Origin of the sequence: Actinoplanes sp. HUAS TT8 (assembly GCF_051380535.1) — a bacterium.
Classification (GTDB): Bacteria; Actinomycetota; Actinomycetes; order Mycobacteriales; family Micromonosporaceae; genus Actinoplanes.
Genome location: NZ_CP195646.1, coordinates 6,230,525 through 6,250,983 on the forward strand (window position 1 = coordinate 6,230,525; position 20,459 = coordinate 6,250,983).

The following is a 20,459-nucleotide window of genomic DNA, read 5'->3' on the forward strand; positions in this document are numbered from 1 at the left end:
CTGGGGTCCGGGCGGTTTAGAGGGGGCCGCCCGGACCCCGTTTTCCCGATCCCGCACCTTTTGTCACCCCTCGGCCGGCCCCGCTGTCCCGTCGCCGACGCTCCCGCCGGTGCCTGATTTTTCGGATATGCGGCCTCTTCGCATAGTCGGCATGTCGACATCGGACAGGTGGTATTTCCTGCTCACAGGCGTGCTGCCCAGCAATGTCCCCCGATCGTGGAGTTGCGGAACCGGGACACCAAGGTTTGATGGGATACATGCGTAGCGCGACATTCATGATCGCCACGCTGATCGGGGGATCCCTGGCCGGCTGCGGCCCGGAACCGGCGGCAGCGCCGGTTCCCACCGCCTCACCGCCCGCCTTCACGGCACCGATCAGCGCGGCCCGGCCCCTCGGCGACGGGCAGGACATCCGCACGCCCGACCTGGCCGCCCGGGTCACGGTCGAGAACACGCTCGCGTCGGCCGACCGCTACGCCGTCAAGGTCACCGTCGAGGTGCTGCGCGGCACCTACGAGTTCGGCCCCGGCATGGTCCGCCTCCACCAGCGCACCGGCCCGGCCACCACCCCGATGACCGGGGCCTCGGTCCCGCGGGTCGCGTTCACCCTGCACGTCGGCGTGGTCCAGAACTGGGAGATCCCGTTCGGCCGGGCCGCCGGCGCCGGCAGCCAGATCCAGATCGCCACCCCGTCCGGCGTCATCCTGGCCTGGACCGCCCGCTGACCGCTCTCCCCCGGACCGGCCGTGCCCCGGGACCGCCCGGTGCGCCGCCCGGCCCTGGCCTAGGCTCCGGATCATGACCACTCCCGCACCGCAGGAACTGAACCTGCTGGAGGCGCTGCACTCCACCCCGGCCCGCCGCTACCTCTCCACCGAGCCGATCCCCGACGAGATCGTCCGCGCGATCCTGGACGCCGCCATCCGCGGCCCGTCCGGCGGCAACAGCCAGCCGTGGGCCTGGATCGTCGTCCGCGACCCGGAGATCAAGAAGCAGATCGCCGACTGGTACCGCGAGGGCTGGCACCGGCACTACGGCTCCCGGCGCGACGAGATCCTCAACGCGCCCGAGGACGGCCCGATGAGCAAGCGCAGCTTCCTGGCCGCCGACCACCTGGCCGCCCACATCGAGGAAGCCCCGGTCTGGATCGTCCCGGTGATCATCGGCGCGGCCAAGTCCAGCAACCCCCGCCTGGGCTCCTCGATCTACGGCGCCGTCCAGCAGCTGATCCTGGCCGCCCGGGCCTACGGGCTGGGCTCCACCCTCACCACCCTGCACATCGGCCATGAGGACGACGTACGCAATCTCCTCGGTCTTCCGGAAAATGCTCTGACCATGGCCATCGTCCCGTTGGGCTACCCGAGCAAGGGCCGCTGGGCCGAGCCGAAGCGCCGCCCCCTGGACGAGGTCGTCCACTACGACCGCTACCAGGCCTAGCCGCCACGTCACGGCCGGCCCAGCGTCTCCACCCCGCGGGCCGCGCCGTGAAGGATCCCGGCCACGCTCATTCGGGTGGGCGGCCGGAGTACTGGCCGGTGGGGCGGAAGCGGGCCGGGCGGTTCGCGTACTCCTCCAGGGCGTGCGCCAGCCAGCCCGCGGTCCGGGCCACGGCGAAGATCGCCTCCCCGGCGTCGGGCGGCATGTCGTGGCGCAGCGCGAAAGCGGCCAGCGCGAAGTCGATGTTCGGCAAGATCCCCGACCTTTGGCGTACGGCGTCAGCCAGCCCGGCCGCCGCCTCGCGCACCGGATGCCCACCGTCGCCGCGCAGGCCGACCGGGTCATCGCCGCCGGCGAGCAGGTCGAACAGGGCGGTCGCGCGCGGATCCCCGGACGGGTACAGCGGATGCCCGAACCCGGGAATCCCGCCGCTGACCCGCAGGTGCTCGGAGATGATCGCGACCGGGTCCTCCCCCGCCACGGCCCGCGCGAGCAACGGGTAGACGTATTCGCTGGCCGCCCCGTGCAACGGCCCGTCCAGGGCCGCGAGCCCCGCGCTGACCACGGCGTAGGGATGCGCCCGGGTCGACGCGGCAACCCGGGCGGCCAGCGTCGACGCGGCGATGTCGTGATCGGCGAGGAGGATGAGCGCGGCCTCCATCTGCCGTTCGGCTTCCGCGGTCAGCCGGTGCTCGGTCAACCGATACCACAGCGACTCGGCCAGCCGAGCCGGCTGACGCGGCACCAGCTTGTGCCGGGGCCGCAGCGCGCTGACCATGGTGGCGATCAGGGAACGACCCGTGGTGAGGACAGCGGTCGGACTGGTGTCGAACCGCAGCGGATCGGCAGCCGCGATGGCCGCGACCGTGACCCTCAGGTGGTCGGTCAGGCGGGCGGTCGGTGGGAGCAACTTGCTCATCTGACGGCCCAGTTGCGCCAATTCATGGTTGATCGGGAACAGGTCATGACGCAATTCGCCGTTCCACAGTAGATTGGCCACCGCTTCGAACGTCTGCGTCCGGGCCAGCTCGGTCACGTCGTGACCGCGATAGAACAGCTCGTCATTGCGGATCAGGGTGATACCGGTTTGTATGTTCGGTGTTGCCCGTTTTCTGCTAGCTATCAAGTCGTCCACGTCCGACTTGGCGTAAAGACTCCCCTTTCCGGCCGCGTTGCGACGGCTGGTCAGGAGACCGCGACTCACATACGCATAGATGGTGGAGGGCTTGACGCCGAGACGGTAGGCGACCTGTTCGGTCGTGAGCAGCTGTTCTTTGGACATGTGCGGATGCTCTCATGTTGACTGGATCAACATTGACGAGTTGTACGTCAAGTCACATGTTGATGTCATGTTGACTGTCAACCCAGGACTTGCCGGTGTCGTCGCGTTCGACACCGAGATCGCCGAACCCGACCGGGACGGCGGGTCGCTCCGCTACCGCGGGGTGGACATCCGCTCGCTGGCCGGGCACGTCTCCTTCGCCGACGTCTGGGGTCTGCTCGCCGACGGTGATTTCGACCGGCCGCTGCCGCCGGCCGAGGACGTGCCACTGCCGGTGCACTCCGGTGACGTCCGCGTGGACGCGCAGGCCGCCGTGTCGATGCTGGCCCCGCACTGGGGTCTGCGGCAGCTCATCGACATCGACGACGCGCAGGCCCGGGCGGATCTCGCCCGTACGTCGGTGTCGGTCCTCTCGTATGTGGCCCAGGCCGCCCGGGGCGCGCAGGCCGCGCCGGTCCCGCAGCGGCTGGTCGACGCGGGCCGCAACGCCACCGAGCAGTTCATGATCCGTTGGCGGGGTGAGCCGGATCCGCGGCACGTGGCGGCGCTCGACCGGTACTGGGTGTGCGCGGCCGAGCACGGCATGAACGCGTCCACGTTCACCGCCCGGGTCGTCGCCAGCACCGGCGCCGACGTGCCGGCCTGTGTCTCGGCGGCGATCGCGGCGCTGTCCGGCCCGTTGCACGGCGGTGCGCCGGCCCGGGTGCTCGGCATGATCGAGGCGGTCGAGCGGTCCGGTGATGCCCGGGCGTACGTGCGCGGGGTCCTCGACGGCGGCCGGCGGCTGATGGGTTTCGGTCACGCCGTCTATCGGGCGGAGGACCCGCGGGCCCGGATCCTGCGGGACGCCGCGTTCGAGCTGGGTGCGCCGCGCTTCGAGGTGGCCCGTGAGCTGGAACTGGCGGCGCTGGCCGAGCTGCGCGAGCGCAAGCCGGACCGGGTGCTGGAGACCAACGTCGAGTTCTGGGCGGCGGTGGTGCTGGACTTCGCGGGCGTGCCCGCCGAGCTCTTCGCCTCGCTGTTCACCTGTGCGCGGACGGCCGGCTGGAGTGCGCACATCCTGGAGCAGAAGCGCCTCGGCAAGATCATCCGCCCGTCGGCCGACTATGTCGGACCGGGCACGCGCGACGCCGCCGCCCTCTCCGGCTGGACGAGCGCGCTGAGCCGGAACGCCTGAGAACATGACAAAGATCGATTTCGGACGTACGGCATCTGACTACGCCCGCCACCGGGCCGGTTTCCCGCCGTTGCTGTCGGAGCGGCTCATCGCGTACCAAATCGGCGAAGTTGATCAGAAAGTGCTCGATCTGGGCACCGGCACCGGCAGTCTGGCCCGGCTGTTCGCGGCTCGCGGTGCGATAGTCACCGGTCTCGACCCGGCCGAGAGCCTGCTCGATCAGGCTCGCCGCCTGGATCGGGAGGCGGGGCTCGCCATCACCTACGTGGTCGGTAGCGCCGAGCGGACCGGTCTGCCGGAGGCCGCGTTCGACGTGGTCACGGCCGGTCAGTGCTGGCACTGGTTCCGGGGCGGGGAGGCGGCGGCCGAGGCCCGTCGCCTGCTGCGGCCGGGCGGGCGGATCGTGATCGCCCACTTCGACTGGCTGCCGCTGCCGGGCAGCGTGGTCGAGGCCACCGAGCGGCTGATCCTCGCCCACAATCCGGGGTGGACGCTGTCCGGCGGCACCGGGATGTATCCGCGCTGGCTCACCGACCTGCGGGTGGCCGGTTTCGGCGGGGTGGAGACGTTCTCGTTCGACGTGGACGTCCCCTACTCGCGGGAGGACTGGGTGGGCCGGATCCGGGCCAGCGCGGGCGTCGCGGCGAGCCTGCCGGCGCCGGCGGTCGAACGTTTCTCGGCCGAGCTGACCGCCCTGATCCCGGACGAGCGGCTGGCCGTCCCGCACCGCGTCTGGGCCGTGGTCGCGCAGAAGCCCGAGTAGAGCCGCCCTCGCTACAAGGCGGCCGGATGAAAAGCCGGATGAACAGGCGGCCGGGCGGAAGGGCCCGGCCGGCCGGAACAGCCGGTCACGAGGCGTCGACCGTGGACGGCCGGCCGGCGAGGGCCAGCGTCGCATACCGCCCGCCGGACGAGATCAGCGTCTCGTGGTCGCCGGACTCCAGGATCCGGCCGTGGTCGATGACCACGATCTGGTCGGCGTCGCGGACCGTGGACAGCCGGTGCGCGATGGTCACCGTGGTGCGCCCGCGGGACAGTTCGTCGAACGCGCGCTGCACGGCCCGCTCGGTCTCGTTGTCCAGCGCGCTCGTCGCCTCGTCGAGGACGAGGATGCGCGGGTCGCGCAGCAGGGTCCGGGCGATGGCGATCCGCTGCTTCTCGCCGCCGGAGAAGCGGTGGCCGCGGGAGCCGACCATCGTGTCGTACCCCTCGGGCAGGGCCGCGATCAGCGTGTGGATCTGCGCGGCCCGGCAGGCGGCCTCGATCTCGGCGTCGGTCGCGGACGGTTTCGCATACCGCAGGTTCTCCCGGATGGTCGTGTGCAGCAGATATGTCTCCTGGCTGACCACGCCCACCAGGTCCGACAGGTCGGTCAGGGACATGTCCCGCAGGTCGACCCCGTCGATCGTCACCCGGCCCGCGGTCGGGTCGTAGAGACGGGCGATAAGTCCCGCGGTCGTGCTCTTGCCCGACCCGGTCTCGCCGACCAGCGCCAGCGAGGTGCCGGCGGGAACGTCGAGGTTGATGCCGGAAAGGACGGGTGCCCCCGAGTCGTAGGAGAAGGACACGTCCTCGAACCGCAGGTGGCCACCGACCTCACCCAGACGCACCGGGTGCGCCGGGGAGGAGATCTCGACCGGCAGGTCGAGGTACTCGAAGATGCGCGCGAACAGCGCCAGCGAACTGGTCAGCGTCACGCTCACGTCGAGCAGGCTCATCAGCGGGCGGAACAGGTTCCCCTGCAGCGCCGTGAACGCGACCAGCGTCCCGATGCTCATCGCCCCGGCCGCGAACGGCAGCCCGGCCGCGAGATAGATGGTCGCCGGGATGACCGCGAAGATGATGTTCATGGCGGCCATCCGCCAGCGCCCGGCCAGCTCGGACCGCAGCTCCAGGTCGATCAGCCGCCCGGACGAGCCGGTGAACCGGTCGATCTGCGCGGCGCCGGCGCCCATCGTCTTGGACAGCTGGATGCCGCTGATCGACAGGCCCTCCTCGATGATCACGTTGAGCTCGGCCAGCTCGCGCTGGCGGGCGGCGGTGATCTTCTGCCGCATCCGGGCCACGCGGCGGGTCAGCAGGATCGCCGGGGGGAGCACGAGCAGCGAGATCAGGGTGAGCTGCCAGGTCAGCGCGACCATGGCGACGATCGTGGCGACCACGGTGGTCAGGTTGGCCGCGATGCTGGTCGCGGTCGAGGTGACCACCGACTGCATGCCGCCGATGTCGTTGGTGATCCGGGACTGCACCTCGCCGGTGCGGGTCTTGGTGAAGAAGCCGACCGACTGCCGCTGCAGGTGGGTGAAGACGTCGACGCGCAGCCGGTGCATGACCCGCTGGCCGACCGTGGTGGAGATCCAGGTCTGCAGCACGCCGAGCACGGAGGTGATCGCGGCGACCACGATCATGCCGGCGACCAGCCAGGACAGCAGGCGCAGGTCGCTCTGCGGCAGGGCGACGTCGATGATCTCGCGGAGCAGGAACGGCGACGCCATGCCGAGCACGGACGCCACCACGATGATCGCCACCACCAGCGTGAGCTGCTTGCGGTGACCGATGAACAACGCGCCGATGCGGCGCAGTGAGACGGATCGGGCTTGCGCCTTCTCCGCGGGGGTCACGGTGCGTCCCGCGCCCCGGCCTGGTTTGTCAGCCAAGTGCAAAAGCCTTCCTCGGTACGGTGTGAACAAGCTGAGGTTACCTCAACATGAGGCTACAACGGTAATCGCTGGTAGCTTGTTCCCGTGGAAGAGGAGTCGTTGCACGAGGTGTTCTGGGCGGTCAGCCGGCGGATGCGGGAGCAGACCAAGCGCGAGATGGAGCCCTGGGGCATCGCCCCGTCCCAGGGCCGCGCCCTCGCCGTCCTGCTCTCCGGCGGCTCGATGCGCCCCGGCGCGCTGGCCGAGCGGCTGCGGATCGCCCCGCGCTCGGCCACCGAGGTCGTCGACGACCTGCAGGACCGTGGACTGGTCGCCCGCCACCCGGACCCGGACGACCGCCGGGCCACCCTGGTCGCCCTCACCGATCAGGGCCGCGACACCGCCACCGCGATCAAGACGGCTCGCGCCGCCGCCAGCGAGAGCGTCTTCGCCTCCCTCGACCCCGCCGACCGCACCGCCCTGGCCCGCATCCTCCGCAAACTCACCACCCCGTAGCAGCCAGGCAGCGCGGCGCAGGGCTTCGGCTGGTGCTGGTGGCTGTTTTCAGCCCGCAGAACAGCCATCAGCGCCAGCCGGGCGGCGCGAGCCGCGTCGCGGCCGGGAGTGGGGGTGGGCCGGCGGCGGGTGGACCGGGGCGGGTCTGACGGCGTACGAGCAAAGGGTCTAAAGCTTGTGCCGGAGGGTGGCTCGGAAGAGGAAGGCGCCGCAGGCGGCCGTGGCGCCGAGGCAGAGCAGGGCCAGGTAGAGGCCGGCCGGCACCGTGACCAGGGATGTCGCGCTGAGCACGCCGAGGGCGAGCAGGGCGATCAGGCACCAGGTGAGGGTGACCCGGGCCGCGTAGCCCATGGCGTCGCGGGCCAGGAGGGCGCGTTCGTCGACGCGCCCGTGGGGGCCGACGCGCAGGGACTCGGCGAACTCGTCGGCGGCCTGGGCCAGTGACGACGCGTCGACGACCGACTCCATCGCGATCTCGAACAATGCGAGCGTACGGTGGGCGCCGGCGTGACCGGGTTCGAGGGCGAGGGCGCGCCCGATCGACTCGCGGGCGCTGAGCGGGCGACCGGCCGCGAAGAGCGCGCGGCCGTGGGTGACGTGCAGATCGGCGTCGTATCCGGCCAGTTCGACGGCCATCTTCAGCCCGTCCAGCGCGTCGCCGACGCGACCGGCGGCCAGTTGGGCGTCGGCCAGCCGGTTGTGCAGGCGCGGGTTGCCCGGGTCCTCGCGGCAGGCGTCGAGCGCGGCGTCGATCGCCTCGCGGTGCCGGCCCAGTTCGGTCGCGGCCCGGCTGACCCAGTAGAGGGTTTCCGGACCGTGCGGGTCGAAGTGCCACGCGGCTCGGGCGGCGCGCAGGGCGGCGTCGAAGTCGCCCATGGCCAGGTGCGCCCGGGCCATGCGGTGCCAGGCGTCGACGTTCTCGGGTTGTCGGCCGACGATCGGGGCCAGCAGGTTCGCGGCGTTCGCGGCACGACCACGGGCGAGCAGGTCGTCGGCCTGGGACAGCAGGGGCTCGGTTCGCACGAGTCCGTAGATCGGCGGCGCCGGGGCCGAGCTGGGAAAACCCTACGTTGCGGCCGAGTTGCGTTATCCGCGGAGCTCGTCGCGGTAGCCGAGCAGGGCCTCGACCATGCCCTGGACGAACCGCTCGACCACCTGCAGCTCGGCCGTGTCGAACCTGGCCATCACCTCATCCGTGCGCGGTGCCAGCGGGGTGAAGAAGGCCTGGGCGAGCGCCATCCCGGAGTCGGCGTAGCGCAGGTGCACGACCCGCCGGTCGGTGCTCTCCCGCGTCCGGCGCAGGTGCCCGTCGCGCTCCAGCCGGTCGATCATCGCGGTGGTCGCGCCGGAGGAGAGGCCCATCGTCTCGCCGAGCCGGCCCGGGGTGAGCGGCGCGCCGGCCCGCTCGGCGTGCATGACCGCGAGCAGCGCGTGCAGGTCGGGGCCGTGCAGATGGTTGCGTCCGGCGAAGGCGTGCCCGATGTGGTTGGCCTCGCTGGAATATGAGTTGAGCAGGTCGACCAGCCGGATGCGCAGGCGCCGGCGTTCCTCCGCATCCCCGGCCGGGGCTTTCTGTTCCTCCACGGGGGTAAGTGTTGCAGATCCTTCCCCGGTAGGTAAGAATCTCGATTGTCGAGATTCTTTGTTTTGGAGGATTCATGAGACGGGCATGGGCTTCCCTGCTCCTGGCCCTGGTGCTCGGCGGTCTGGTGATCGGCCTGTCCGGGTCGACCAAGGTCACCAACGACCCGAACGCCTCGCTGCCGTCGTCCGCCGAGTCCACCCGCGTGGCTCAACTGCAGAAAGAGCTGCCTTCCGGCCGTACGAACGCGGCCCTGGTCGTCGTCGCGAAGGGCGGGGCGGCGCTCACCGACGCCGACCTGGCCACCGTGACCGGCCTGGGCCAGCCGATCCTCAGTGCGGACCGCAAGGCCGCGATCGTGTCGGTGCCACTGCCGGCCGGTGTCTCCTCCGAGGAGACGATCAAGCAGGTCACCGACCTGCGGGCCAAGGTGCGCGACGGGCTGCCGGCCGGGGTGACCGCGCAGGTCACCGGCGGGGCCGGGTTCAGCGCCGACCTGGCCGACAGCTTCACCGGGGCGAACACGCGCCTGCTGCTGGTCACCGTGGTCGTGGTCGCGCTGCTGCTCCTGGTCACGTACCGCAGCCCGCTGCTCTGGCTGGTCCCGCTCTTCGTGGTCGGTCTGGCCGACCGGGTCACCACCGGCCTGGTCGCGCTGATCTCGCAGCACACCAGCCTGCCGGTCAGCGGCTCGACCACGGGCATCGTGACGGTGCTGGTGTTCGGCGCGGGCACCGACTACGCGCTGCTGCTGATCTCCCGGTACCGGGAGGAGCTGCACAACCACGAGAACCGGTTCGAGGCGATGGGCAAGGCGCTGCGCGGGGCCGGTCCGGCCATCGCGGCCAGCGCCGGCACGGTCATCCTGAGCCTGCTCACGCTGCTGCTGGCCAGCTTGGAGAGCAACGTGTCGCTGGGCGTCACGGCGGCCGCCGGCATCGCCGTCGCCGCGCTCTTCGCGCTGCTGGTCCTGCCGGCCGCGCTGGTCATCTGCGGGCGCGGCCTGTTCTGGCCGTTCGTGCCGCGGGTCGGCCAGGCCGGGGTCGAGGCCGAGAAGGGCGTGTGGGCGCGGGTCGGCCGGGGCGTCGCCCGCCGGCCGATCGTGGTCACCGTGGCCTCGGTGATCATCCTCGGCGTGCTGTCGGCCGGTGGGCTGGGAACGCGGCTCGGGCTGTCGCAGACCGAGCAGTTCCGGGTCGAGTCCGAGTCGGTGGCCGGCCTGGACACGCTGTCCAAGTACTTCCCGGCCGGGGCAGCCAGCCCGACAATCGTGCTGACCGGTCCCGATCAGGCGCAGTCGGTGCTGTCGACGATCACCGCGACGCCCGGGGTGGCCCAGGCGAGACTGGCCGAGCAGAACGCTTCGCAGGCCAGCATCCAGGTGATCCTGGACGCGGCGCCGGACACCACGCAGGCGTTCGACGCGATCCGCGCCCTGCGGTCGGAGCTGGACGGCCGGGCGCTGGTCGGCGGCAGCGTGGCGACGAGCCTGGACACCCGGACCGCGACCCGGCACGACCTGGAAGTGATCGCCCCGGTGATCCTGCTCGTCGTGCTGCTGGTCCTGATCCTGCTGCTGCGGGCGCTGGTCGCGCCGCTGCTGCTGATCGTGACCGTGATCGTCAGCTACGGGGCCGCGCTCGGGGCCGGGTCGTTCCTGTTCGGCCACGCGCTCGACAACCAGGTGCCGCTCTTCTCGTTCCTGTTCCTGGTCGCGCTCGGCGTGGACTACAACATCTTCCTGGTCACCCGGGCCCGGGAGGAGGCCGTCAAGCGCGGCACCCGGGACGGCATGGTCCACGCGGTCGCGGTCACCGGCGCGGTCATCACCAGCGCGGGCATCCTGCTGGCGGCCGTGTTCGCGGTGCTCGGGGTGCTGCCGGTGATCACGCTGACCCAGATCGGGGTGATCGTGATGATCGGGGTGCTGCTGGACACGCTGCTCGTCCGCACGGTCCTGGTGCCGGCGCTGGCCACGATCCTCGGGGAGCGGTTCTGGTGGCCGGGCCGGCCGCACGCGCCGGCCACGACGGGCGGCGGACCGGCAGCCGGGGGTAAGGACTGGGACGCGGTCGACCGGGCCAAGCTGACGGAGTCGGCCGACAAGAGCTGACCCGCGGCCACCGGCCTCGGCGCGGCAATCACGCACGCGCCGGGGCCGGTGGGCTCACGACGTACCCAATCGGGAATTTGATCTTGATTTTGGCAGGTCAGGACGGGCTGGCCGGGGCCGGGACGCCGGCGAACGGGATGGCCGCCGGGGCGGTGTTCCGCTCCCCCGCCGGGTGCTGCCAGAGGCCGCGGCGGCGCAGCTCGGGCAGCACGCCCTCGCCGAACCAGTACGCCTCCTCCAGGTGCGGATACCCGGACAGGATGAACTCGTCGATGCCGAGCGCCGCGTACTCCTGGATGCGGTCGGCGACCTCGGTGTGGCTGCCGACCAGGGCGGTTCCGGCGCCGCCGCGGACCAGGCCGACACCGGCCCACAGGTTGGGCGAGACGACCAGGCCGTCCCGGTTGCCGCCGTGCAGCTCGATCATCCGGCGCTGACCCTCGGACTCGCTCGTGCGCAGCCCGGCCTGAACACCGGCGATGTCGGCCTCGGAGACGTTCTGCAGCAGGCGGGCGGCCTCGGCCCAGGCCGCGTCGGCGGTGTCCCGGGTAATCACGTGCAGGCGGATGCCGAACTTCATGTCCGGCTTGAGCGTGCGGATCCAGGCCAGCTTCTCGGCGACCTGGGCGGGCGGCTCACCCCAGGTCAGGTACACGTCGGCGTGATCGGCGGCGACCGGGCCGGCCGCCTTGGACGAGCCGCCGAAGTACACGGTGGGCTGCAGGTCGGGCACGCGGCTGAGCTTGGCGTTCTCGACCTTCACGTACGTGCCGTCGTACGTGATCGTCTCGCCCCGCAGCAACCCACGGACCACCGTGAGGAATTCGGCGGTCCGCGCGTAGCGCGAGTCCTTGTCCAGGAAGTCGCCGAACTGCCGCTGCTCGCTGGACTCCCCGCCGGTCACGACGTTGAGCAGCAGGCGCCCACCGGACAGCCGCTGGAACGTCGACGACATCTGCGCCGCCAGGGTCGGCGAGATCAGCCCGGGCCGGAACGCGACCAGGAACTTCAGCCGCTCGGTGACCTCGGTCAGCATCGCCGTGGTCAGCCACGCGTCCTCGCACCAGGCCCCGGTCGGGGTGAGCGCGCCGACGAACCCGAGTTGCTCGGCGCTGCGGGCGATCTGCCCGAGGTAGCCGATGGTGAGCGGCCGCACCCCGCCGGCCGACCCGACGGGTGTGCCGTGACCGCCGCCCACGATGTCCCGGCTGTCGCCGTTGGTGGGGAGAAACCAGTGGAAGTCCATACCCCGGAGCCTACCCATATGTCCCATCGACTCGATAGGATCCCGGGGCATGATCGATGAAGTTGCATACGACGAGGAACGCCTGCGGGACTGGACGGCCGGACGAGCCCGCGGCTTCTCCCGGCGGAGCCTTCTCGCCCTGGTCGCGGCCGCCGGCGCCGCCGGTCTGGCGCCGAGCCCAGCCCACGCGGCCGACTCCCCGATCGTCAAACCGCTGCCGCCCGAGCTGTTCAAGGTGTTCGGCACCAACGCCGAGACCAGGTGGTCGGCCCTCAAGGACCAGGGCTACTTCGTGCCGATCGACCGGTTCTTCGTCCGCAACCACACCAGCACGCCGCGGCTCGACGCGTCGGCCTGGAACCTGGAGATCTCCGGCGCGGGCCTGCGCGGCGACACCGTCCACCTCACCCTGGCCGACCTTCGCCGCCTACCGGCGGAAACCCACGCGGTCACCGTCGAATGCGCCGGTAACGGCCGCAGCTACTACAGCTCCCAACAGGGCCAAACCGTTTCCGGTACGGCGTGGGGCCTGGGCGCGGTCGGCGTCGCGCGCTGGCGCGGCGTGCGCCTGTCGACGGTCCTGCGCCGTGTCGGCGTACGCCGGGACGCCGTCGACGTGCAGGCGTCCGGCCTCGACCCGAACTACGTGACCGGCGGGGTCGACCTCGGGCCCGTACGCCGCCCGATGCCGCTGGCCAAGGCGCTCGACGACGTGCTGCTGGCCTACGAGATGAACGGCGAACCACTGCCGCCGGACCACGGACATCCGGTACGCCTGATCGTCCCCCACTGGATCGGCATCGCCTCGATCAAATGGGTGGGCCGGATCGAGGTGTCCACCGAGCCGCTCTTCTCGCCGTGGAACACGCAGTTCTACCGCCTGTTCGGTCCCGAGTTCCCGGCCGACGGGCTGCCCTTCGACAAGCAGGTGATCAAGAGCGCTTTCGAACTCGACCCGGGAACGACGTTCACGGCCGGCAAACGGGTCCGCCTGACCGGCCGGTCCTGGTCGGCCGGCGGCCCGATCCGCAAGGTCGAGGTCAGCACCGACGGCGGGGCCACCTGGCGGCACGCCCGCTTCACCGGGCCGTCCTGGGCCGGTACCTGGCAGCGCTGGGAACTGGACTGGCGGCCGGGCTCGGGCGCCTATGAACTGCTGGCGCGGGCCACCGACGTGCACGGGCGCACCCAGCCGGAGGTGGCGCGCTACAACACGCTCGGGTATCTGTTCGACGCGGTGGTGCGGGTGCCGGTCACCGCGGCGTGACGACATGAAGGCGGGCCGGGGCTTGTGGCCCCGGCCCGCCTTCGCACCCCATCAGGACCTTCACTCAGGACCGTCGCCGGCTCTGCGTTCAGGACTTTCGCTCTGAGCTTTCGCTCAGGACATCCGGTCAGGACTTGAAGATGTCCTTGATCTTCTCGCCGGCCTGCTTGACGTGCGAGCTGGCCTGGTCGGCCTGGCCTTCGGCCTCGAGCTGCTCGTCGTCCGTGGCCTTGCCGACACCTTCCTTGACCTTGCCGCCGACTTCCTCGGCCTTGTTGTCAACCTTGTCGTCGAAAGCCATCGCACACCTCCGGGAGGAGTTGAAGTCTGTCTCGACCCTTCTCATACCCGGCCCCACCCACCTCATGCGTCTTCTTCGGTGCCGCTCTGACTGGGTTATGGTGATCGCCGACCGCAGGGAGTGCTGATGTCGCCGAAGAAGGCTGTGACCACGCCTTCGAAGGCGCCTGCAAGATCCGGCAGATCTTCCAAGAACACGGCAAAGCCCAAGGCGCCGAAGACCAACAAAAGCCGCAAACCGACCTCGACGGACGTGGCCGTGGCCGCCGGGGTCTCGCGCTCGGCGGTGTCGTTCGCGTTCAACAATCCGCAGCGGATCTCCAGCGCGACCCGGGAGCGGATCCTGGCCGTCGCCGAGGAGCTCGGGTACACGCCGAGCACGCTGGGGCGGATGCTGCAGGCCGGGACGACCAACTCGATCGGGGTGCTGCTGCCGCAGCGGCTGGCGCAGATCCTGGAGAACCCGTACTACGCCCGCTTCCTGATGGGCGCCGGCCAGGTCTGCGACCAGGAGGGGTACACCCTGCTGCTGACGCCGCCGCTGCGGGACTCGGTGCTCAAGGCCATTCCGTACGCCGCGGTGGACGGGTTCATCGTCTGCGGGCTGGAGATCGACCGGGGCGAGGTGGCCGAGCTCGACCGGCGCGGCATCCCGTTCGTGCTCATCGACTCGGACCGGCACGAGGGTGCGCCGCACGTCGAGGTGGATGACCGCGGGGGCGCCCGGGAGGTGGCCCGCTACCTGCTGGAACTCGGGCATCGGCGGCTCGCCGTGCTCTCCATCGACCCGGGGCCGGAGGTGGCCGAGCGGGGCTATCGCGGGCCGCTCGGGCGGCGGCTGGCCGGGATCGCCGACGCACTGGCCGAGGTCGGGATGACCATGGACGACGTGCGGCTGGCGGAGGTGCCGGCGACCCGTGCCGATGGATATAAAGCGACAAAAGACTTGATGTCAGAAAAGTCGCCAACGGCGATCCTGGCGCTCTCCGACGTGCATGCCTACGGCGCGGTGGACGCCCTGCAAGAACTCGGTGTCCGCGTGCCGGAGGACGTCTCGGTGACCGGCTTCGACGACCTGGCCGAGTCGGCCTGGTTCCGGCCGCGGCTGACCACGGTCCGGCAGCCGATCGTGACCAAGGGCCGGATGGCCGCCGACTTCCTGATCTCGGCGATCCGGGGTGAGGATCAGCATCCGCACCAGACACTTGGCACGTCGCTGATAGTGCGCGATTCCGCCGCAAAACCGGCATAGCGAATCGGTTGCAAGAACTTGCAGCAAGAAAGCAACCGTTCAGCTATGTAACACGTGTTAGTCGCCTGCTAGCGTTCCTCGCCATGACTGATCAATTGGTCGCACCGCCCACCGTCGAGGCGCCACCGGCTTCCTGGTGGCGCAACGCGGTCATCTACCAGATCTATCCGCGCAGCTTCGCCGACTCGAACGGCGACGGCATCGGGGATCTGCCCGGCATCACGGGCCGGCTGCCGTACCTCAAGGATCTTGGTGTTGACGCGGTCTGGCTCTCCCCGTTCTACTCGTCGCCGCAGGCGGACGCGGGCTACGACGTCTCGGACTACCGGACCGTCGACCCGATCTTCGGCACCGTCGCCGACGCCTCCGAGCTGATCGCCGGCGCGCACGCGCTCGGCCTGCGGGTCATCGTCGACCTGGTGCCCAACCACTCGTCCGACCAGCACGAATGGTTCCAGAAGGCCCTGGCCGAGGGCCCCGGATCGCTGTTCCGCGAGCGCTACCACTTCCGCCCCGGCCAGGGCGAGAACGGCGAACTGCCGCCGAACGACTGGCCGTCGATCTTCGGCGGGCCGGCCTGGACCCGGGTCGCCGACGGCGAGTGGTACCTGCACCTGTTCGCCTCCGAGCAGCCGGACTTCAACTGGGAGCACCCGGCGGTCCGGGACGAGTTCAAGACGATCCTCCGGTTCTGGCTCGACCTGGGCGTCGACGGTTTCCGTATCGACGTGGCCCACGGCCTGGTGAAGGAAGAAGGCCTGCCCGACGTCGGCTCGGACGCCGAATGGCACCTGCTGGGCGTCGGCGAGAGCCCGTGCTTCGACCGCGACGGCGTGCACGAGATCTACCGCGCGTGGCGGCAGATCCTCGACGAATACCCGGGCGAGCGGATCGCCGTCGCCGAGGCCTGGGCCCCCAACCTGTCGCGGGTGTCGCACTACGTCCGCGAGGACGAACTGCACCAGGCCTTCAACTTCAGCTACCTGGGTACGGCGTGGAACACGCACGAGCAGCGTCAGATGATCGACGACTCCCTGGCCGCGATGAGCGCGGTCGGAGCGCCGACCACCTGGACGCTGTCGAACCACGACGTCGTACGCCACACCACCCGGCTCATGCAGACCGGGGACGGCGAGGTGGCCGGCCGCAAGGCGGTCGCCGTCGACGAGGAGGCCGGCCTGCGCCGCGCCCGGGCGGCCAGCGCGCTGATGCTGGCCCTGCCCGGCTCGGCCTACCTGTACCAGGGTGAGGAGCTCGGCCTGCCCGAGGTGCTCGACCTGCCGCCGGAGACACGCCAGGACCCGGCGTTCCACCGGGCCGAGGGCCAGGACGGGTACCGGGACGGCTGCCGCGTGCCGATCCCGTGGAGCGGGGACGTCGCGCCGTACGGGTTCGGCCCGGAGGGCGGCGGGAGCTGGCTGCCGCAGCCGGCATCCTGGGCCCGGCTGAGCGTCGCGGCGCAGGCCGAGGTGCCGGGCTCGACGCTGGAGCTGTACCGGACGGCGCTGACCGTCCGGCGCACCGACCCGGCGCTGCAGCCGATCGACAACCTGCGCTGGGTGACCGCGCCGGCCGGGGTCCTCGCGTTCGAGCGTGAGGTGCCGGGCGCGCCGGTCTTCCGCTGTGTCGTCAACATGAGCGACCAGCCGGTCACCCTTCCCCGGGCCGGTGAGTTGTTGCTGGCCAGCGGTCCCGTCGAGGGTGGTCCGGACGAGGTCGTCCTGCCGCCCGACACGACCGTCTGGTGGTCCCTCTGATCTGAAATCCGACCCGGCCACCCTCGGACGGTGCGGGTGGGCGGGGTGCGGGCGTGACGCGATCTGGGGGGACGCGTCGCGCCCGCACTTTTTTGTTTCCTCAGTTCGCGGTGGTATCCGCCGATCAGGCAGAACACCTGATCGAAGACGGCGGTGAACCATGCGACTGACACCACGACCAGCCCTGGTGGCCGGCCGTCTCGTGCTGCTCGCGTCCCTCTGGGCCGTCCTGTCCCTGGTGCTCGGCGTGGCCGGGCTCTTCGGGGAGGCGCCGGCCTGGCTGCTGTGGCCGTCGGCGATCGGGGCGACGACGACCGCGACGTACGCGAGTCTGATCGCCGCCGGGGCGAGCCCGGGAGTCGCCCGGCTGTTCTGGCGGCGGCTCGCGGCCGCGGCCGGCCTCCTCACCGTGGCGACGGTCAGCCACGCCACCCAGACCGTGATCGCCGGGCATCTGACCACGATGAACCTGTTCACCGCGGGCGGTTACCTGGCCGCGGTGGCGGCCGGCGCGTACGCGATGGCCCGGCTCCCCCACCCGCCCCGCACCTGGCGGGCCAACCTGGCGATCTGCCTGGACATCGCGGTCGTCGGGGTGGCCGCGGCACTGCTCGTCTCGCACTTCGTGTGGAGCTTCCCGATCGGCGGGGGCCCGCCGCCACGGTCCGGTCCGGTGATGCCCGGACTGCACGCCAGCATGATGATGATCATGCTGGTCACCGCGGTCGGCGCGGTGCTGGCGGTGATCCGGGTCGGCATCACCGGCGCCGCTCCGGTGCACGGACCGGCCATCTGGTACCTGGCCCCGGCCGGTCTGCTCCCACCCCTCTCGTGGCTGCTCTACCCGGCCCTGGACGGCTGGTCGCACCTGAGCGTGTCGGCGATCGTGCTGGTGCCCCTCGGGCTGATGTTCGCGCTGGCCGCCCGCTCGCAGATCCGGTCGGCCGAACACCCGGCCCGGACGGTCAGCGCCCGGTGGGCGCACCGGTGGCGGCGGATCAACGTGGTGCCGTACGCCGCGGTCGCGATCACCATCGGCATGCTCGTCTTCGTCACCGTGCACCTCGGGTACCTGCCGCCGGGGCTGGCCGGCGGCTCGGTCGTGCTGATCACGCTCGTGGTGATCCGGCAGATCGCCGCCCTCTCGGACAACACCGTGCTGATGGACCGCCTGGAGGAGCAGGCCAACCACGACGACCTGACCGGCCTGCCGAACCGGCGCCGGTTCGCCGCCATGCTGCAGGAACGCACCGAGCCGGGCGCGGTCGCGGTCGGCGACCTGGACGGCTTCGGCACCCTCAACGACCGGCTCGGCGACGAGCGGGGCGACGCGCTGCTGCGGGCCGCCGCGCAGCGGATCACCGACACGTTCGGGCCGGACGCGTTCGTCGCCCGGCTGCTCGGCGACGAGTTCGGGGTCCTCGTCCCGGGCGACGCCGAGCACCTGGGCGAGCGGCTGGTCCGCGCGTTCCGGCAGCCGCTGCGGGTGGACGGGCACGACCTGATGGTCACCGTGACCGCCGGGGTGGCCGCCGGTCACGGCGAGGTCGTCCCGGACCTGCTGCGCCGGGCCGAGCTGGCCCTCAAGGCGGCCAAGCGGGCCGGCGCCAACCACTTCCAGGAGCACACCGCGCAGCTGGACAGCACCGCCCAGCACGACGCCGACATGGCCGCGGCGCTGCGCCGGGGCCTCGACATGGGCGAGTTCCAGCTGGCCTACCAGCCGATCGTGGAGCTGCCCGGCGGCCGGATCACCGGGGTCGAGGCGCTGATCCGCTGGTACCCGGCGGACGGCACGCAGGTGTCACCGGCCGAGTTCATCCCGGTCGCCGAGCAGACCGGGCTGATCCTGGACATGGGCCTGTGGGTGATCGAGACGGCGTGCGCGGACGCGGCCCGGTGGCAGCGGCAGCACGGCGCCGACGCGCTCCGGGTCAACATCAACGTGTCGGCCCGGCAGCTGCTCGACCCGGACCTGCCGGACCAGGTCGCCTCGACCATGGCCCGGTACCGGCTGGACCCCGACAAGATCACGCTGGAGATCACCGAGACCGCGGTCTTCGGCGGCGGGGCGGCGCTGAGCACGGTCAAGGAGCTGCGCGAACTCGGGGTCGGGGTGGCCCTGGACGACTTCGGCACCGGCCAGTCGTCGCTGACGCTGCTGCGCACCTGCCCGGTGACCACGCTGAAGGTCGACAAATCGTTCATCGACGAACTCAACGGCACGGCCGAGCAGGAGGCGATCGCCACCTCGCTGAGCACGATCGCGGCGACGCTCGGGCTGCGGGCGGTGGCCGAGGGGGTCGAGACGTACGAGCAGGCGGTGCGGCTGGAAGCCCTCGGTTATCGGTACGCGCAGGGTTACTACTTCGCCAAGCCGGGGCCGGCCGCGCTCATCGACGCGGCCCTCGACGAGCGGGTCGAGGTTCAGCCGCTCCCCTAGAAAAGTGGACGTTCATTCATTATTGTCGGCGGCATGCGGAACTCCAGTCGCTCGGCGGAACACGTCGCGCTCTTCCGGGCGATCGAGACGGCGCGGGGGCACGACCGGGTGGTCGACGACCCGTACGCGCAAAGGTTCTTGACCGGAAGTCATCGCCTGATCGCCGGGCTGGCCCGGGTGCCCGCGATCGGCCGGCGCGTCGAGCGCTACATCGACCGTCGCTGGCCGGCCGGGCCCCGCGCGTCCGCGGTCGCTCGCACCCGCCTGATCGACGACCTCACCGTGGAGGCGCTGCACCGCGACGTCCGGCAGGTGGTGCTGCTCGGCGCCGGGTTCGACAGTCGCGCCTACCGGCTGCCCGGGATCGACGCCGCGCGGGTCTTCGAAGTGGATCATCCGGCGACCCAGGCGACCAAGGAACGCCTGGTCCACGGCGTGGTGGGCCTGCCTCAGCGCGGTCACGTACGATTCGTGCCGGTCGATCTGATCACCGGCGATCTCGACGCGGAACTGCGGAGCGCCGGATTCACGGCCGGCGAACCGGCCGTGATCATCTGGGAGGGCGTGACGAACTACCTGACCGCTGCGGCCGTCGATGCGACCCTGCGGCAGATCGCGCACTTCAAAGGCACAATCATTTTTACGTACGTCGATCGGGTGGCCCTGGACGGCGATCGTCCCGGGATCGCGGAGTGGCACGCGGCCGTGCGGGACGGTGGCGAGCCCTGGACGTTCGGGTTCGTGCCGGCCGAGCTGCCGGAGTACCTCGCCGCGCGCGGCCTGCGGCTGACCCTCGACGAGTCGGCCCGGACGGCCGCTGACCGTTATCTAACACCCCTCGGCCGCGACGAGCCGGCCGCCGAGTTCTACCGCATCGCGCGGGCGGAGATCCTCTGATGCCCAAGGTCAGCTCCGAACACCTCGCGGCGCGGCGCCGGCAGATCCTGGAGGCGGCCGGGCGCTGCTTCGCCCGGGACGGCTTTCACCGTACGTCCATGTCCGACATAGTCCGTGAATCCGGAATCAGTGCCGGGCTCGTCTACCGGTACTTCACCGGCAAGGACGACATGATCGCGGCGATCGTCACCGACTGGCACGAGCAGCGCGCGGCCCGCCTGAGCGGCGACCCGGCCGGGGCCTACCTCGACCTGCTCCGCTCGGTCGGCGACCCGGGCGCGCGCGACGACGCCCGCCTGGGGGTGCAGGTGTGGGCCGAGGCGCTGCGCTCGCCGGCGATCCTCGCCCTGGTCAAGGCCGGTGTAGACGGTCCCCTTCAGGCCGCCGCGGCCGCCCTGGACGGGGACGACGCCCTGGCCCGGGTGCTGATCGCCATCTACCAGGGCCTGGTCCTGCAGACCGCCTGGGACGAGCCGGTCGACCACGCCGCCTTCACCGCCGCCGTCCAGTCACTGCTCACCCCACCGTAGTCGCGGTCGTCAGCTGGCACC

The 20,459-nt window shown here is 71.1% G+C and carries 18 protein-coding genes; 12 read left to right on the forward strand and 6 right to left on the reverse strand.

The window, feature by feature from the left end; translation table 11 throughout:
* Positions 1–257: 257 nt before the first annotated feature.
* Together ACSHV8_RS27915 and ACSHV8_RS27920 are read left to right on the forward strand one after the other, a co-directional pair.
* The gene (locus ACSHV8_RS27915) at positions 258–725 is read left to right on the forward strand and encodes a hypothetical protein (protein ID WP_436520253.1); all 468 of its coding nucleotides are present in this window, start codon (positions 258–260) and stop codon (positions 723–725) included.
* Positions 726–798: 73 nt separating this feature from the next.
* The gene (locus ACSHV8_RS27920; protein WP_436520255.1) at positions 799–1,437 is read left to right on the forward strand and encodes a nitroreductase family protein; all 639 of its coding nucleotides are present in this window, start codon (positions 799–801) and stop codon (positions 1,435–1,437) included.
* Positions 1,438–1,504: 67 nt separating this feature from the next.
* Here ACSHV8_RS27920 and ACSHV8_RS27925 read toward each other — a convergent pair whose 3' ends face one another.
* Positions 1,505–2,719 carry a citrate/2-methylcitrate synthase gene (locus tag ACSHV8_RS27925; RefSeq protein WP_436520257.1) on the reverse strand — a complete coding sequence of 405 codons (1,215 nt, stop codon included), beginning with the start codon at positions 2,717–2,719 and terminating at the stop codon, positions 1,505–1,507.
* A 67-nt stretch (positions 2,720–2,786) separates the two neighbouring features.
* Here ACSHV8_RS27925 and ACSHV8_RS27930 point away from each other — a divergent pair, with 67 nt between their 5' ends.
* Positions 2,787–3,896, forward strand: coding sequence for a citrate synthase 2 (locus ACSHV8_RS27930; RefSeq protein ID WP_436520259.1), 1,110 nt, complete (start codon positions 2,787–2,789; stop codon positions 3,894–3,896).
* 4 nt (positions 3,897–3,900) lie between these two features.
* Positions 3,901–4,659: a class I SAM-dependent methyltransferase gene (locus tag ACSHV8_RS27935; RefSeq protein ID WP_436520261.1), complete on the forward strand. Its 759-nt coding sequence runs from the start codon at positions 3,901–3,903 to the stop codon at positions 4,657–4,659.
* Between the two features lie 85 nt (positions 4,660–4,744).
* Here ACSHV8_RS27935 and ACSHV8_RS27940 read toward each other — a convergent pair whose 3' ends face one another.
* Positions 4,745–6,517 carry an ABC transporter ATP-binding protein gene (locus ACSHV8_RS27940; protein ID WP_436520263.1) on the reverse strand — a complete coding sequence of 591 codons (1,773 nt, stop codon included), beginning with the start codon at positions 6,515–6,517 and terminating at the stop codon, positions 4,745–4,747.
* A 123-nt stretch (positions 6,518–6,640) separates the two neighbouring features.
* Here ACSHV8_RS27940 and ACSHV8_RS27945 point away from each other — a divergent pair, with 123 nt between their 5' ends.
* A complete protein-coding gene (locus ACSHV8_RS27945; RefSeq protein WP_436520265.1) occupies positions 6,641–7,051 on the forward strand; it encodes a MarR family winged helix-turn-helix transcriptional regulator in 411 nt (136 codons plus the stop codon).
* A 168-nt stretch (positions 7,052–7,219) separates the two neighbouring features.
* On the opposite strand, the gene ACSHV8_RS27950 is transcribed toward ACSHV8_RS27945, so the two are convergent.
* Positions 7,220–8,074, reverse strand: a complete 855-nt coding sequence (locus ACSHV8_RS27950; RefSeq protein ID WP_436520267.1) for a tetratricopeptide repeat protein — start codon at positions 8,072–8,074, stop codon at positions 7,220–7,222.
* Between the two features lie 63 nt (positions 8,075–8,137).
* Entirely contained in the window at positions 8,138–8,635 is a 498-nt protein-coding gene (locus ACSHV8_RS27955) for a MarR family winged helix-turn-helix transcriptional regulator (protein WP_436520269.1), read from the reverse strand.
* Positions 8,636–8,709: 74 nt separating this feature from the next.
* Here ACSHV8_RS27955 and ACSHV8_RS27960 point away from each other — a divergent pair, with 74 nt between their 5' ends.
* The gene (locus ACSHV8_RS27960) at positions 8,710–10,746 is read left to right on the forward strand and encodes an MMPL family transporter (protein ID WP_436520271.1); all 2,037 of its coding nucleotides are present in this window, start codon (positions 8,710–8,712) and stop codon (positions 10,744–10,746) included.
* A gap of 97 nt (positions 10,747–10,843) precedes the next feature.
* Here the strand turns inward: ACSHV8_RS27960 and ACSHV8_RS27965 are convergent, their stop codons facing one another.
* Positions 10,844–11,992 carry an LLM class flavin-dependent oxidoreductase gene (locus tag ACSHV8_RS27965; RefSeq protein WP_436520273.1) on the reverse strand — a complete coding sequence of 383 codons (1,149 nt, stop codon included), beginning with the start codon at positions 11,990–11,992 and terminating at the stop codon, positions 10,844–10,846.
* A 49-nt stretch (positions 11,993–12,041) separates the two neighbouring features.
* Between ACSHV8_RS27965 and ACSHV8_RS27970 the strand changes: the two genes are divergently transcribed.
* The gene (locus tag ACSHV8_RS27970) at positions 12,042–13,259 is read left to right on the forward strand and encodes a sulfite oxidase (RefSeq protein WP_436520275.1); all 1,218 of its coding nucleotides are present in this window, start codon (positions 12,042–12,044) and stop codon (positions 13,257–13,259) included.
* A gap of 127 nt (positions 13,260–13,386) precedes the next feature.
* Here the strand turns inward: ACSHV8_RS27970 and ACSHV8_RS27975 are convergent, their stop codons facing one another.
* Positions 13,387–13,560 carry a CsbD family protein gene (locus ACSHV8_RS27975; protein ID WP_436520277.1) on the reverse strand — a complete coding sequence of 58 codons (174 nt, stop codon included), beginning with the start codon at positions 13,558–13,560 and terminating at the stop codon, positions 13,387–13,389.
* Positions 13,561–13,818: 258 nt separating this feature from the next.
* Here ACSHV8_RS27975 and ACSHV8_RS27980 point away from each other — a divergent pair, with 258 nt between their 5' ends.
* From ACSHV8_RS27980 to ACSHV8_RS28000, 5 genes are all read left to right on the forward strand, one after another.
* Complete coding sequence (locus ACSHV8_RS27980) at positions 13,819–14,811, forward strand: LacI family DNA-binding transcriptional regulator (RefSeq protein WP_436520279.1); 993 nt, start codon at positions 13,819–13,821, stop codon at positions 14,809–14,811.
* An 83-nt stretch (positions 14,812–14,894) separates the two neighbouring features.
* Entirely contained in the window at positions 14,895–16,568 is a 1,674-nt protein-coding gene (locus ACSHV8_RS27985; protein ID WP_436520281.1) for a glycoside hydrolase family 13 protein, read from the forward strand.
* 160 nt (positions 16,569–16,728) lie between these two features.
* Entirely contained in the window at positions 16,729–19,011 is a 2,283-nt protein-coding gene (locus ACSHV8_RS27990; RefSeq protein ID WP_436520283.1) for a putative bifunctional diguanylate cyclase/phosphodiesterase, read from the forward strand.
* Positions 19,012–19,044: 33 nt separating this feature from the next.
* Positions 19,045–19,908, forward strand: a complete 864-nt coding sequence (locus ACSHV8_RS27995; protein ID WP_436520285.1) for a class I SAM-dependent methyltransferase — start codon at positions 19,045–19,047, stop codon at positions 19,906–19,908.
* A complete protein-coding gene (locus ACSHV8_RS28000) occupies positions 19,908–20,438 on the forward strand; it encodes a TetR/AcrR family transcriptional regulator (protein WP_436520287.1) in 531 nt (176 codons plus the stop codon). The genes ACSHV8_RS27995 and ACSHV8_RS28000 overlap by 1 nt, the downstream gene beginning before the upstream one ends.
* Positions 20,439–20,459 lie beyond the last annotated feature (21 nt).

Coding starts and splice junctions, on each gene's coding strand:
- ACSHV8_RS27995 (WP_436520285.1), top strand. CDS start 19,045: ATGCGGAACTCCAGTCGCTCGGCGGAACACGTCGCGCTCTTCCGGGCG.
- ACSHV8_RS27985 (WP_436520281.1), top strand. CDS start 14,895: ATGACTGATCAATTGGTCGCACCGCCCACCGTCGAGGCGCCACCGGCT.
- ACSHV8_RS27965 (WP_436520273.1), bottom strand. CDS start 11,992: ATGGACTTCCACTGGTTTCTCCCCACCAACGGCGACAGCCGGGACATC.
- ACSHV8_RS27920 (WP_436520255.1), top strand. CDS start 799: ATGACCACTCCCGCACCGCAGGAACTGAACCTGCTGGAGGCGCTGCAC.
- ACSHV8_RS27970 (WP_436520275.1), top strand. CDS start 12,042: ATGATCGATGAAGTTGCATACGACGAGGAACGCCTGCGGGACTGGACG.
- ACSHV8_RS27935 (WP_436520261.1), top strand. CDS start 3,901: ATGACAAAGATCGATTTCGGACGTACGGCATCTGACTACGCCCGCCAC.
- ACSHV8_RS27990 (WP_436520283.1), top strand. CDS start 16,729: ATGCGACTGACACCACGACCAGCCCTGGTGGCCGGCCGTCTCGTGCTG.
- ACSHV8_RS27960 (WP_436520271.1), top strand. CDS start 8,710: ATGAGACGGGCATGGGCTTCCCTGCTCCTGGCCCTGGTGCTCGGCGGT.
- ACSHV8_RS28000 (WP_436520287.1), top strand. CDS start 19,908: ATGCCCAAGGTCAGCTCCGAACACCTCGCGGCGCGGCGCCGGCAGATC.
- ACSHV8_RS27930 (WP_436520259.1), top strand. CDS start 2,787: ATGTTGACTGTCAACCCAGGACTTGCCGGTGTCGTCGCGTTCGACACC.
- ACSHV8_RS27925 (WP_436520257.1), bottom strand. CDS start 2,719: ATGTCCAAAGAACAGCTGCTCACGACCGAACAGGTCGCCTACCGTCTC.
- ACSHV8_RS27975 (WP_436520277.1), bottom strand. CDS start 13,560: ATGGCTTTCGACGACAAGGTTGACAACAAGGCCGAGGAAGTCGGCGGC.
- ACSHV8_RS27915 (WP_436520253.1), top strand. CDS start 258: ATGCGTAGCGCGACATTCATGATCGCCACGCTGATCGGGGGATCCCTG.